Below are 13,416 nucleotides of genomic sequence, written 5' to 3'. Positions count from 1 at the left end.
ATGGCCCGTTCCGATGCAGACCGGTCGGCGGACGCGCCGACCGCATTCGACATCACCGCACCGTTGCCGAGCGGGACGACCGTTCTGGAGGCCAGTGCGGGCACCGGCAAGACCTACGCGATCGTCGGACTCGGCGCGAGGCTCATCGCCGAGGGCGTGCCGATCGACAAACTCCTGCTGGTCACGTTCAGCCGCGCGGCCACCGCTGAACTCCGCGAACGCATGCGTGAGCGCGTGTCCGAACTCGTCGCGGCACTGGCCGACCCGGATGCCTGCCGGGGTCATGCGGATCCACTGGTCCGTCATCTGGCAGATGGTGACACGGCGACAGTGAACCATCGCCGGGAACTGCTGGTGCGTGCATTGTCGGACTTCGACGCCTCGACGATCGCCACGACGCACACCTTCTGCAACCGGATGCTCGACGCTCTCGGGTTTCTCGGGGAGCGCGAGTTGATCTACGAGATCGTCGAAGACGTCGACGATCTCGTCGACGAAGCCGCCCTCGATCTGTATCTGCGGGGATTCGCGGGCGCTGACGCTCCCGACTTCTCCCTGGCGGACGCGACCGAGATCGCGCGTGACGCGGTACGGCAACCCGCCACGATCCTGGCACCGGACACCGGTGACCTCGACGGGACCGTCGACTCCGGGAACGATGACGCCGCCGCAGCTCTGCGTCGCGTCCGGTTCGCCGCCCGCATCCGCGAGATCGTCGAAGGACGCAAACGGACATCCCGGCTCCGGACCTACGACGACCTGCAGATGATCCTCTACCGCATCGTCACCGACCCGGTCGTCGGGGCCTCGGCGTGCGAACGCATCCGGGCGATGTTCGAGGCGGTCCTGGTCGACGAATTCCAGGACACCGATCCGCAGCAATGGGAGATCGTCCGCCGATGCTTCCACGGACACCGCACCCTCGTGCTGGTCGGTGATCCCAAACAATCGATCTACGGATTCCGCGGCGCCGAGGTGCTCAGCTATCTGCAGGCGGTCGGTTCGGCCGATGCGCTGCGCGCACTCGACGTGAACCGACGATCCGACGGCGCGCTGGTCGCAGCGCTCGCCCGCCTCCACGGCGGTGCCGAGCTCGGACATCCGGACATCGTGGTGCACGATGTCAGCGCCTCCCGGTCGGGTACGCGGATCCCGGGTGTGCCGCCTATCCGCCTGCGCGCCTTCCCGCGACGCACCTTCACAGTCGTCAACCGCAGCGGATTTCCCACCGTGGGCACCGTTCGCGACCGGGTGATAGCAGACGTGGCGGCGGACATCGCGGGCTTGCTGGCCTCGGGGACGATGATCGAGGTGGACGGCGAGACCCGGCCGGTGGAGCCAGGCGACATCGCGATCCTGGTGACCCTCAACAAGACGATCGTCCCACTGCAGGAGCACCTCAAGTCGCATGGCGTCTCGGCGGTGATCGGTTCCGGCACAAGCGTGTTCCACACCGCGGCGGCACGCCAGTGGTTGGCGGTGATCCGTGCGATCGAGCAGCCCGCGCGCACCGACCTCGTTCGGCTCGCTGCCATCGGCCCACTCATCGGGCGACGGCCCCGAGAGGTCGCCGACGACGACGGGAGCGGCATCACCGACCTGGCGACGACCCTGCAGGGACTCGGGCGGGTGTTCGCCGACGCCGGCTTCGCAGCCATGGCGCAACGCCTGATGAGCACGATGCGTGTGGCCGAGCGAGTGCTCGCCGGAGCTGATGGGGAACGTGGTCTGACGGACCTGATCCAGGTGTCGTCGTTGTGCAACATCGAGGTGATGCAATCCGAATGCGGGTTGAGCGGGCTGGCGGAATGGCTCGCCGATCGGATCGCCGACACCACGCGTTGGCAACGGCACCAGGATCAGACGCGTCGTCTGGATCGCGACACCCAAGCTGTGCAGATCATGACCGTGCACCGCAGCAAGGGGCTGCAGTTCCCGATCGTCTACGTGCCGTTCGCCTGGGACGGCACCCGCAACTCCAACAAGGCGACCTTCACGTTTCACAACCCGGACGGTGACCGCGTCCTGGACGTCGGCGGCGCATCGGCGCCCGGCCAGAAAAGGCGATGGCAACAGCACGAGACCGAGGCGGCCGGGGAAGAACTCAGGCTTCTCTACGTCGCACTGACCCGCGCGCAATCCCAGGTCGTCGCGTGGTGGGCGCCGTCCTATCACACGCGGTACTCGGCCCTCCATCGTCTGCTGTTCGGGCGCACGCCGGGCACATCGGCGGTTCCGGACACCTGTGAGGTTCCCGACGACGACACGTGCGGTCGCGTTCTCATGGGGTATCGCGCCGAGGGCGCGATCGCCGTGGAAGTCGCGGGTCGCGACGGCGACGACCATGTCGAACCGTCGTCGGAGCCGCGTGGTCCGGTCGACATGGATGTCGCGCGGTTCACCCGACAGATCGACCAGAGCTGGCGTCGCACATCCTATTCGGCGATCATCGCGGCGAGCGGCCACGGGCACGCCGCCATCCTGGCGTCCGGCAGTGAGACCGAGGACGACCGGCTGGCGGACGAGCCGCCGCCGGTAGACGACGACGAGACCACGGCGCCGGTGGTGGCGTCGACCGGAACACCGTCGTTGATGAACGGTATGCCGTTCGGCGCAGCCTTCGGCACGCTCGTCCACGAGGTGCTCGAGTACGTCGACACCGACGCGCCGGACATGGCCGCACACGTCACCGACCTGTGTCGGACAGCGGTGGAACGGCGCATCGTCGACGTCGACGTCGAACGACTGGCCGACGCGCTGACGGGGGTCCTGACCACGCCGATCGGCTTCGGCGATCTCTGGTCGATCGGTCCACGGGATCGACTGGCCGAGATGGAGTTCGAGTTCCCGCTGGCCGACGCCGACGATCATGCGCCGGCGGATGCGGGCGTGACGATGGCCACCATCGCGGATCTGATGGACCAGCGGCTCGATTCCGACGACCCGTTGGCCGGGTACAGCGCGCGTCTGCGCGAGTTGCCGCCGCAACGGCTCCGCGGATTCCTCACCGGAAGCATCGATTCGGTGCTGCGAACCCCCGACGGACGTTTCGTCATCGTGGACTACAAGACCAATCGGCTGCACCCGGGTGAGCTCACCGCGCAGGACTTCGATCGCGCGGCGATGGCCACCGAGATGGTCGCTGCGAACTACCCCCTCCAGGCGCTCCTGTATTCGGTTGCGCTGCATCGATATCTGCGATGGCGACTACCCGGATACCGGGCCGCCGACCACCTCGGTCCGGTGCAGTATCACTTCGTACGAGGCATGGTGGGCCCCGAAACACCCGACGGCTGCGGCGTCTTCGAGTGGCGGATTCCTGCCGCACTGGTCGAAGACCTGTCCGACCTACTGGCCGGGGGAGGCCGATGACGACACCCGAGCATCCCGGTGTGGCCGCCGCCGGCTCCGTCCGCCCGCTGCACGACGCACGCTCCACTCCGTCGGCGACCGGACGGCTCGCCGAACTGAACCGCGCCGGCGTCCTCGATGCGGCCGACCTGCACGTCATCCTGCGACTCACCCGTCTCTGCGGCGAACCGGTGGACGAGATCGCCCAGGTGGGTGCCGCACTGGCCGTCCGCGCGGTGCGGTTCGGGTCGACGTGTCTCGCGCTCGCGCGCGTCGCGGAGATCGTCGGTCCCACAACCGACCAGGACAGCGACGAGGCCGAGGCGGGTGCGGACATCGTCCTGCCGTCGCCCGACGAACTGACAGAGGCGCTCACCGAGAGTGTGCTGGTCCGCGGCGCCGACACCGGACCCTTGCGACCGCTGGTGCTGGCGAGCTCCGATGACGGCCCGTTGCTGTACCTGCGCAAGTACTTTCGTCAGGAGCAGCTGATCCGGGAAGTGCTGTCGGCTCGCGAGCGGTCCCGGCCGGATGTGGATGTGATGTCACTGAACGCGGCGCTCGCGGACGTGTTCGGCCCCGCCGAGTCGGGTGGAGTCGATCGGCAACGGCTGGCGGCGCAGATGGCAGCTGTCAGCTGGAACCTCGTCGTCGCCGGTGGGCCGGGCACAGGTAAGACCTACACGGTCGCACGGATTCTGGCCGTGCTCGATCGGCTCTCGGGCGGGTCGGCCCGGATCGGGCTGTGCGCGCCGACCGGTCGGGCCGCAGCGCAACTGCAGGCGGCGGTCTCGGCAGATGAGGCTGCGCCGTCGTCGGTCCGCGCGGTCACCGTGCATTCACTGCTGGGCTGGCGACCTGGCTCCGCGCCGCGCCACGGGCGTGGCAACAAGCTGCCCTACGACGTCGTCGTGGTCGACGAGACCTCCATGCTCTCGATGACGGCGATGAGCAAGCTCCTCGACGCGGTGCGCCCGGATACCAGGGTGATTCTGGTCGGCGATCCTCATCAGCTCGCCTCGGTGGAGGCCGGCGCGGTCCTCGCCGATCTCGTCGACCGGGAGATCGGTACGCAGCCTGCCCGGCTGCCCGACGGCGTGGTGGCCGGGGACATGCTCGCCGGTCTGGCCGACCGTGACCGGATCGAGCGCGGTGTCGTCACCCTGCAGCGTGGTCACCGGTTCGGCGGCGGTATCGCCGAGGTCGCCTCGGCGATCAACCGCGGCGATCCCGATGCGGTACTCGACCTGGTCACCGGTGGCGAACTGACGGACATCGAGCTGGTGTCGCCGGATGACCTCGACGGTGTCCGAGCCGACGTGGTGGCGTGGGGGGCCGAGATGACCAGCGCAGCCGAGGACGGCGACGCGGTCCGCGCACTCGATGCGCTCGACTCCCACCGGGTGTTGTGTGCCCATCGCGACGGCAGTTGGGGGGTTCAGGGCTGGTCGCGCCGGGTCGTCGACTGGCTGGCCGACAGCCCCGGCGCGCCAACGGATCCGATGTCCACTCATCCCGGCGAGCCGTTGCTGGTGACTGCCAACGACCGTCAGACGGAGACGTTCAACGGCGACAGCGGCGTGGTCATCCGCTCGTCGGGGGGTGTGGAGGTGGCGTTGCGGCGCGGCTCCCGGATACGCCGCCTGCATCCGACCCGGCTCGCCGACGTGGTTCCCCTCTACGCGATGACGATTCACCGTAGCCAGGGCAGTCAGTTCGATGCCGTCACCGTGGTCCTCCCGCCCGCGGGTTCGGAACTGTTGACCCGGGAGTTGCTCTACACGGCGGTCACCCGGGCACGTCGGACCGTGCGCATCGTCGGCACACCCGACGTGCTGGCCGCGGCGGTGCGTCGGCGCGTGCAACGTGCGAGTGGATTGCGTTCCCCGATCAGCGTCGTCGACACCGGTCGGGCCTGAGCAGCCTGACGCTTGATCGAATAGCCGCCGCTTCCCCCCTCCGTTGATCGAGTAGCCGCGAGCCGCTTGCCCCTTCCGTTGATCGAGTAGCCGCGAGCCGCTTGCCCCTTCCGTTGATCGAGTAGCCGCGAGCCGCTTGTCCCTTCCGTTGATCGAGTAGCCGCGAGCCGCTAGGCGAGCGGTGTATCGAGATCAACTCTGCTGCAGTGGATCTCGATACGCGCCTCGCCTAGCGGCTCGCCGCTACTCGATCAGCGGAAGGGTGGGACGCTATTTGATCAGGGGGAGCGGAGGGGCGCTATTCGATCAGCGGAAGGGTGGGGCGCTATTTGATCAGGGGGAGGAGAGGGGCGCTATTCGATCAGTGGGAGCGAGCGTCACGAAGGCCCCCGCCGCTCAATCCACCCGGCAGAGGTTCACGCCACCGGCGACCAGATCGCGCCGGATGAAGTTCTCCGAGCTGAGCAGACGAGTGCGGCGCTCGGTCGGCAGTGCCATCAGCGCCTGGATCGTACGACTGCGTTCGAACTCCGTGCGGTGCGCCGCGATGGCCGCGGACTTGCGGTCGCACCAGGGGCCGACGTCGAGGGTCAGGTCGATGTCCGAAATGGGTGTGCCGGGCAGCAGATCGCGAGGAACGGCTGCGAACACATCGTCGCTGACGTCATCGGCCATCCAGTCGGGGATCGTCACGAAATAGATGGAGCGGGTCTGCCATGCCGGGCCCGCCGAGCGATACAGCCGCGGGCTGGCCGCGGCGTCCACCGCCGCGACCGCCAACCTGTGGGCATGGACGTGGTCCGGATGACCGTAGATGCCGATCGCGTCATAAGTGACGACCGCGTCGGGTCGGAGCCGGCGGATGTGGGTGGCCATCGTGCGGACCAGGGAGTCGAACCTGGCGGCGCAGAACGGTTCGGCGTCCGGCGCCGACTCCGGCACCCGGTCGTCGGCGTAACCGAGCATGATGGGTGGGCGCGGCAGACCCAACTCGCGGACGGAGTCGAGGAGTTCGCGGTGCCGTGGGGTTCCGACCGCCCAGGTGCACATCACCAGGTCGGCATCACCGCCGCCGGCCATGTGACGCGCGAGCAGACCGCCCGTCCACAGTGCTTCGTCGTCGGGGTGCGCGTGCACGAACAGCAGACGAGGAGCCGGCATTCACCTGTCTTCCGATGGTTCGGTCGCGGTGTGGGTGTCGCCCCGTCCGCCGCTGTCATATGCCGCGTATGGGGGACGACCCACTTCAGGGTAGCCAATCCGGGCATCGGTAATATGCGGCTCCGTCAGTGGCGCTCGAACGGAGGTCGTTCATGACTGGTCAGACAGAGGTTCACGAGTTTCAGGCGGAGACCCGGCAGTTGCTGGATCTCATGGTGCACTCGGTGTACTCCAACAAGGACAGTTTCCTGCGGGAGTTGATATCGAACTCCTCGGACGCCCTGGACAAGATGCGGTTGGAGTCGCTACAGGACAATGATCTAGCCGCCGACGCGAGCGATCTCCATATCCAGCTCGAGACGGATCCCGAGGCCCGCACCCTCACCGTCCGCGACAACGGCATCGGCATGTCCCGCGACGACGTCATCGGGCTGATCGGCACCCTGGCCCGCTCGGGGACCGCCGAGCTCCGCCGAAAGCTCGCCGAGGTCAAAGATGCGGCCGCGAGCGAAGAACTGATCGGTCAGTTCGGCATCGGGTTCTACTCGACGTTCATGGTCGCCGACCGCGTGTCTCTGGTGACGCGACGTGCCGGGGAGGACACCGGCACCCGGTGGTCGTCCACCGGCGACGGCACGTACACGATCGAGGATGTCGCCGACGCGCCTGCGGGCACCGCCGTCACCCTCGAGCTCAAGCCGGCGGATACCGAGGATCACCTCTACGACTACACCGATCAGACCAAGCTGCGGCAGTTGGTGAAGCGGTACTCCGATTTCATCGCGTGGCCCATCCAGATGGACGTGGAGAAACCCGTCGCGACATCCGACGACGAGTCCGACACCTCGGACGACGCCCCGGGCACCGAGATCGTCACCGAGACCATCAACTCGCAGAAGGCGCTGTGGGCCAAATCCGCCGACGAGGTGTCCGAGCAGGAATATCACGATTTCTATCGGCACGTCAGCCACGCGTGGGACGAACCGCTCGAGGTCATCACGCTCAGGGCGGAGGGCACCTTCGAGTACCAGGCGCTGCTGTTCATCCCGACGCAGGCGCCGTTCGACCTGTTCATGCGCGAGCGGACCTCGGGCATCCAGCTCTACGTCAAACGGGTGTTCATCATGGACGATTGCGAAGAACTCGTTCCCGAGTACCTTCGATTCGTCAAGGGTGTCGTCGACGCCGCCGACCTGTCGCTCAACGTCTCCCGTGAGATCCTGCAGCAGGACCGGCAGATCCGGGCCATCCGCCGCCGTCTGACCAAGCGGGTGATCTCGACGGTCGCCGACCTGCGTGATTCCCGGCCCGACGACTACCGCACGTTCTGGGAGAACTTCGGCCGCGTGTGGAAGGAAGGGCTGGTCAACGACTTTGACAACCGCGACGCCCTGCTGAAGACGTCGTCGTTCGAATCGACCCAGTCCGAGGACGCCCTGACCACCCTCGCGGACTATGTCGGCCGGATGCGCAGCGGCCAGGACACGATCTATTACATGACCGGCGAATCCCGCCAGCAGATCGAGAACTCTCCGCACATCGAGGCGTTCCGCGCAAAGGGCGTCGAGGTCCTCCTGCTGACCGATCCCGTCGACGAGATGTGGGTGACGGCCGGCCTCGAGTTCGAGGGCAAGTCCTTCACCTCGATCGCCAAGGGCGCCGTCGATCTCGATGACCTCGACGACGCGGACGATTCCGACACCGAGAAAGCCAAGGCGGACAAGGAGAAGCGGGCCGAGGACTACGCCGGGTTGCTGGCCTGGCTGGCGGAGTCATTGTCCGACAATGTCAACGAGGCGCGACTGTCATCGCGACTCACGGACTCCGCTGCCTGCCTGGTGGGCGACACGTTCTCGATGTCGCCGCAGCTCGAGAAGCTCTACCGGGCGTCCGGTCAGGAGCTGCCGAAGAGCAAACGCGCTCTCGAGGTGAACGCCGACCACCCGCTGATCGTCGGGCTGAACAAGGCGTTCGCCGCGTCCGACGACCACACCGAACTGGTGTCGACCGCGAAGCTGCTCTACGGCATGGCCGTGATCGCCGAGGGCGGCGAGCTGGGCGATCCGGCCGAGTTCGCACGACTGCTGGCGGGTACGCTCACCGAGTCACTGGACACCCAGTCCTGAGAGCGGTCGGTCACGCGCGGTGCACGTGATCGGCCAGTGGGTGCCCGGCCGGCAGGTCGAGCAGTAGGGCGACACCGTCCAGGGGTGCACCGTGAGGGGCTGCCACGGTCGCACTCGGGCAGTGGCGTCCGATGTTGTCGATGAACCGGTTCCGGATGCGGTCGTTGTGGGTGAGCACGTCGCCCATCCAACTGACCCGTGTCGGGGTGTCCGGCCGGTTCCCGCTGCGTCGGAGTGCGGTGCGTACCGATGTCGCGAGTTCGTCGGCGGCCAGGTCGATGATGTCGCCGGCGACGGCGTCGCCCGCGCGCGCGATTTCGTCCACGGTCGTGGCGAACCCCGCGATCCGCGACACACGGTCCGGGTCGGCCTGTAACTGCATGTACAGCTCGGGGAGAGGCCCGAACGCGTGGACCGCCGCTGTCTCCAGATCGGTTGTGGCGCCGCGTCCGTCATAGGACCGCAAGGCCGCGTCCAGCCCGGCTCGGCCGATCCAGTAGCCACTGCCGGCGTCCCCGACGAGGTGGCCCCACCCGTCGACCCGTGCGGTGCCCGCCGGGCCCACGCCCAACGTGACGACACCTGTTCCGACCGCGGTCACCGCGCCCGGTTCGAATCCGTTCGCAGCCAGGTACGCCGACACCGAATCGTGGGAGAGGGCAACCGAGCCGATACCCAGTTCGGCGACCGCGGAAAGCAGTTCGTCGGGCCGGGCGGCGTCCGGGGTGAGTCCCGATACGCCTGCCGCCAGCTCGCCGACGGGCTCAGCTGCGGCGGTGACGACTTCGCTTGCGGCCGCGGCGAGCTGCGGGATCACCGGCCGGTCCGTGTGGATGGGACGCGCGGCATGATCGCCGGCCGATGCGCCGGTGGTGACGCGGAGTCGCGTGCCGGTCTGACCGCCGTCGATCAGGATGCGTGGGGCGTCCATCCGATCCTTCCGTCGGTGTCCGGCCGGCGCGCCGGCCGACGAACTGGTGTCCCGACCGTCAAGCTACCCGCAGCGGCCGGATGGACCAACGGTCCCGCTCAAGCGGCCGCGTCGAGCGCGGTCGTCAATGTCACCAGGTGGACGTCGTTGGCCCGGTGGATCGGCTGGATGGGCAGCCCGTTGCGGCGGGCGGACTCGATCAGCACAGTCGCCCAGGCCTGATCCACATCGGTGACGCCGTCCCGCCCGGGACGGGAGATCAGGAATGCCACCGACGTCACCGGTAGTTGGTCCACGGCGGAGGTCAGCCCACCGGTGAGCATGTCCACCAGGTGTGCGTCGGGCTCCGGCGGGAGGGGCAACCAGTCCAGGATCTTGACGAGGCGTCGGTCGGTGCCGACGAAGGCGAACCAGATCCGGCCGGCGGAGAATCCTAGTTCGCCCATCAGTGCTCGCCATCGCTGTCGCAGGTCCTCGGTCCCGCGGATGGGGTCGTGGGCTGTCGTGATATCGGGGATGGGGGTGTCATCGGTCGTCATGGACCGATCATCACCGCGTGCCGGGATTGGCGGATTCGGCGATCCACAGGGCCGGTCGGTTGTGGATGCCCGCCTTGCCAAGCACGCCGATCCGTGCCCGTGGGCTGTCACACTGTGCACATGGGAATGCTCACGCCCCTGGCGGTCAAGATCGGTTCGATCAGCTGGCTGCCGCGGTATCTTCCCCAGATCGTCCGCGTCGACGGCGCTCTGCAGAAGCTCACCGGACAGCGAGTCGCCCTGCTCGACGTGGCCGGGCTGCCCAACATCACGGTGCGGGTCGCGGGTCGCAAGAGCGGCGTGGTCCGTTCCACCCGGCTGCTGGCGGTACCCACCCGCGGAGATGCCTGGTTGATCGCCGGATCGTACTTCGGTGGCCCGGAGATGCCGCAATGGGTGTACAACGTCCGCGCCGCGGCGACGGTGGACGTGGTGCGTCACGGCACCGGCCGTACGATGCGCCCGCGCGAACTCGACGGCGCCGAACGGGCCGATGCGTGGCGCGAGATGGTCGACGTGTGGCCGAACTTCACCCTCTACGAAACACGCACCGACCGCCGCATCCCGGTCTTCCGCCTGGAGCCGGTGGGGTGAGTCGAATCTCCGGTGCCTGAGGAGCGAGCGACGGAGGAGTGAGCGTCACGAAGGCCCCCAACCGGTGCCTGAGGGCGAGCGACGAAGGAGTGTCTTACAACCGATGCCTGAGGAGCGAGCGACGAAGGAGTGAGCGTCACGAAGGCCGCCCCTTCGTGACGCTCGGCTGGCGCCTCGCTCCTCAGGGATCGGGGATGCTCGGCCGGCGCCTCGCTCCCAGGTGTCGGGTTGGGTTCCGTTGTCCCGCTCAAGCTCCGCGGAACTCCGGACGACGCTTCTCGAACACTGCGGTCACCGCTTCGGTGAGGTCATCACTCGGCAGGAACGCGGAGTTCCACGCCGCCACATAGCGCAGGCTGTCGTCCACGCCCGCACGACGGCTGTGGTCGAGGACGGCTTTCACCCCGTGCACGACGAGCGGGGGATTGGCCGCGATCTCGGCTGCGGTGGCACGCGCGGCGGCCAACGCCGCCTCCCGATCGGCCAACACATCGTTGACCAGACCGATCCGGGCGGCATGGTCGGCGTCGATGTCCTTGCCCGTCAAGGCGAGCTCGCGCAGATGACCGTCGCCGATGATCGCGGGCAGGCGGGCGAAGCTACCCACATCGGCCACCATCGCGACCCTCACCTCGCGGACGCTGAACTTGGCATCGGCGCTGGCATAGCGGATGTCGACGGCGCTGATGAGGTCGACGCCACCGCCGATGCACCAGCCGGACACGGCCGCGATCACCGGCTTACGGCAGTCGGCGACCGACGAGATCGCCGCCTGTAGTCCGCGCAGGTTGTCGTGGAAACCGGTGCGCGCGCGAGCTTTCGCGCCTTCGGAAAGAACCGGCGCGAGGTCACCGCCCATCGCGACGAGGTCGAGGCCGTAACAGAAGTGGTCCCCGGATCCGGTCAGGACGACGGCCCGGACGTCGTCGTCGCGGTCGAGCTGGGCGAAGATCTCCGGCAGCTCACGCCAGAAGTCGGGCCCCATCGCGTTTCCCTTGCCGGGGCCGGTGAGGACGACCTCGGCGATGTGGTCGGAGATCGACACCTCGAATGCTTTCCATTGATCGCTCATCTGGCACAGGCTACCCGGCGCACCGTCCAGCGAATTCGTCACCGGGCCCGGCGATGGCGTGCGTCGACGAGCCCTGCCCGTCAGTTCCGGCGACGGGGGTTGGGTCTGGCCAGCCGACGCAACGGCTGCGACGCGAGCATCCGGTAGGTGCGCTCGAGGATCGGTGGCCGCGCCGACGACTCGGGGTCGACGAGATCGTTCTCCGCCAGCGCACTGGTCTCGTCGTCGACGGTCTCACGGTCGAACTCGCGCAGCGTCTTGCCGTCGCCGGCGAGTGCGCCGACGGTGGCGACGAGTGAGCCGCGCGCATCGAGCTCGGCACCGAAGCGCTCCACCCCGACGTCGAGGTGCTCGGCGACCAGCCGGTCGCGCACACCACGGATGGCCTCGCGGTGGTCGGCGCCGGTCGCGTCGCCGGCGGCCTGGACCGCGATGTCGCACTCGCTGTCGAGGCCGAGCGAGCGGTTGTTCAGGTTCGACGACCCGACCCGGAGCAATGTGTCGTCGGCGATGAGGATCTTCGCGTGGACATAGATGGGTTGTCCCGACACGGTGACCGGGTACAGGGCTCGGAATCGGCCGTGATGATCGGCGCGCCACAGGAGGTGGAGGAGCCGCTCGCGGGCACCGTCCATGGCCTGTTGCTCCAGCCAGCCGTCGGCGTGACGCGGCAACACCACCACGATCTCCGGGCCGTCGGGTTCTTCGAGTCGGACGGCCATCGCCTCGGCGAGGGAGCGCGCCGCGAGGTACTGACTTTCGATGTACAGGTATCGCCGGGCGCTGCGGATCGCAGTGAGGTACAGCTGTTCGATCTCGCGGACTTCGGCTCGGTCGTCGAGCTGCGGAAGCGTGCGCGACACCGCGACGTCGACCGACCGCATGGTCGGTTCGAGATCCTCGGGCCACCGATCGCCGGCCGGGGTGGGGACCGGGTCGAGTGCCTGTCCGGTCGCGCTCAGCCAACGGCTGCGGGCGATGGCGCCGACGGCGCGTGCCGCGGCTCCGTCGACCGCGGTGGTCGCGTCGTGCCACGGACCGTAGGACTTGCCGGTGGGGGTGACCCGGTGGGTGTCGCGATCGGCGTGCCCGGATCGATCCCACCGGTCGACGGTCATGTCGATGCCGCCGCAGAACGCGACGGCATCGTCGATGACGACGATCTTCTGATGGTGCGCTGCCCGCAGCGGATGGCGGGTGTCGATCTGGAGGTGCACGCGTGGATGGTTCAGCCAGTTCAGCACGAAGATCGGCGCCATGCCCCGGGTGAGTGCGGTGACCGCCCCGACACTCCACTTCAACAAGTAGATCTCGAGGTCGGGACGGTTCTTGGGTAACCAGTTCAGGAAGTCGCCCAACGTGTTGGGGCCGTCGAGTGTCGCACCATCGGGTTCGAGTTCGATGCGGGTGTCGAAGTCCCAGCCGATCAGCATGATCCGTCGTCGAGCACCCAGCATCGCGGACTTGGCGATCCGAAAGTAGTCGGCGGCGTCGATGACGCAAGCCAGTCGGTCCGCGTGTGCTATCTCGCAACAGTTGACGCCGGGAACGAACAGGGAATCCGCTCTGAGCTGCTGATCTTCGTGTTCCACGCGCGACGTCCCGCCTTCTGTGTCACGACCGCCCACCACGGCGGTCTCGCCCCGAGCAGCCTAATGGTGCGTCCGGTGTCCCGCGCCCGGACATACACTGGCCCCGTGAATGACACCGTCTTGCGCCTCGG

General features: G+C 67.9%; 9 protein-coding genes. 4 read left to right on the top strand and 5 right to left on the bottom strand.

Going from position 1 to position 13,416, the window contains the following annotated elements; translation table 11 throughout:
- Both V1Y59_RS16065 and recD read left to right on the top strand, forming a co-directional pair.
- Positions 1 to 3,372: a UvrD-helicase domain-containing protein gene (locus V1Y59_RS16065; RefSeq protein WP_330505960.1), complete on the top strand. Its 3,372-nt coding sequence runs from the start codon at positions 1 to 3 to the stop codon at positions 3,370 to 3,372.
- Positions 3,369 to 5,270, top strand: a complete 1,902-nt coding sequence (recD, locus tag V1Y59_RS16060) for an exodeoxyribonuclease V subunit alpha (protein ID WP_330505959.1) — start codon at positions 3,369 to 3,371, stop codon at positions 5,268 to 5,270. Before V1Y59_RS16065 ends, recD begins: the two co-directional genes overlap by 4 nt.
- 396 nt (positions 5,271 to 5,666) lie before the next feature.
- Here recD and V1Y59_RS16055 read toward each other — a convergent pair whose 3' ends face one another.
- A complete protein-coding gene (locus V1Y59_RS16055; RefSeq protein WP_330505958.1) occupies positions 5,667 to 6,431 on the bottom strand; it encodes a PIG-L family deacetylase in 765 nt (254 codons plus the stop codon).
- A gap of 152 nt (positions 6,432 to 6,583) precedes the next feature.
- Here V1Y59_RS16055 and htpG point away from each other — a divergent pair, with 152 nt between their 5' ends.
- On the top strand, positions 6,584 to 8,557 hold the full coding sequence (gene htpG / locus V1Y59_RS16050) for a molecular chaperone HtpG (RefSeq protein ID WP_330505957.1): 1,974 nt from the start codon (positions 6,584 to 6,586) through the stop codon (positions 8,555 to 8,557).
- A gap of 10 nt (positions 8,558 to 8,567) precedes the next feature.
- On the opposite strand, the gene V1Y59_RS16045 is transcribed toward htpG, so the two are convergent.
- The gene (locus tag V1Y59_RS16045; protein ID WP_330505956.1) at positions 8,568 to 9,488 is read right to left on the bottom strand and encodes an N-acetylglucosamine kinase; all 921 of its coding nucleotides are present in this window, start codon (positions 9,486 to 9,488) and stop codon (positions 8,568 to 8,570) included.
- A 98-nt stretch (positions 9,489 to 9,586) separates the two neighbouring features.
- Positions 9,587 to 10,027, bottom strand: coding sequence for a hypothetical protein (locus V1Y59_RS16040; protein ID WP_330505955.1), 441 nt, complete (start codon positions 10,025 to 10,027; stop codon positions 9,587 to 9,589).
- Positions 10,028 to 10,147: 120 nt separating this feature from the next.
- Here V1Y59_RS16040 and V1Y59_RS16035 point away from each other — a divergent pair, with 120 nt between their 5' ends.
- A complete protein-coding gene (locus V1Y59_RS16035; protein WP_330505954.1) occupies positions 10,148 to 10,621 on the top strand; it encodes a nitroreductase family deazaflavin-dependent oxidoreductase in 474 nt (157 codons plus the stop codon).
- A 247-nt stretch (positions 10,622 to 10,868) separates the two neighbouring features.
- On the opposite strand, the gene V1Y59_RS16030 is transcribed toward V1Y59_RS16035, so the two are convergent.
- Entirely contained in the window at positions 10,869 to 11,693 is an 825-nt protein-coding gene (locus V1Y59_RS16030; protein WP_330505953.1) for a crotonase/enoyl-CoA hydratase family protein, read from the bottom strand.
- Between the two features lie 80 nt (positions 11,694 to 11,773).
- Positions 11,774 to 13,285: a phospholipase D-like domain-containing protein gene (locus tag V1Y59_RS16025; RefSeq protein WP_431309191.1), complete on the bottom strand. Its 1,512-nt coding sequence runs from the start codon at positions 13,283 to 13,285 to the stop codon at positions 11,774 to 11,776.
- Positions 13,286 to 13,416: the final 131 nt, after the last annotated feature.

Source organism: Gordonia prachuapensis (genome assembly GCF_036350515.1).
Taxonomy (GTDB): domain Bacteria; phylum Actinomycetota; class Actinomycetes; order Mycobacteriales; family Mycobacteriaceae; genus Gordonia; species Gordonia prachuapensis.
This window is presented reverse-complemented; position numbering and strand designations above follow the sequence as displayed.

Bases quoted from the DNA above. Each gene is read 5' to 3' on its own strand.
- V1Y59_RS16065 (WP_330505960.1), top strand. From the start codon at position 1: ATGGCCCGTTCCGATGCAGACCGGTCGGCGGACGCGCCGACCGCATTC.
- recD (WP_330505959.1), top strand. From the start codon at position 3,369: ATGACGACACCCGAGCATCCCGGTGTGGCCGCCGCCGGCTCCGTCCGC.
- V1Y59_RS16040 (WP_330505955.1), bottom strand. From the start codon at position 10,027: ATGACGACCGATGACACCCCCATCCCCGATATCACGACAGCCCACGAC.
- V1Y59_RS16035 (WP_330505954.1), top strand. From the start codon at position 10,148: ATGGGAATGCTCACGCCCCTGGCGGTCAAGATCGGTTCGATCAGCTGG.
- V1Y59_RS16045 (WP_330505956.1), bottom strand. From the start codon at position 9,488: ATGGACGCCCCACGCATCCTGATCGACGGCGGTCAGACCGGCACGCGA.
- V1Y59_RS16030 (WP_330505953.1), bottom strand. From the start codon at position 11,693: ATGAGCGATCAATGGAAAGCATTCGAGGTGTCGATCTCCGACCACATC.
- htpG (WP_330505957.1), top strand. From the start codon at position 6,584: ATGACTGGTCAGACAGAGGTTCACGAGTTTCAGGCGGAGACCCGGCAG.
- V1Y59_RS16055 (WP_330505958.1), bottom strand. From the start codon at position 6,431: ATGCCGGCTCCTCGTCTGCTGTTCGTGCACGCGCACCCCGACGACGAA.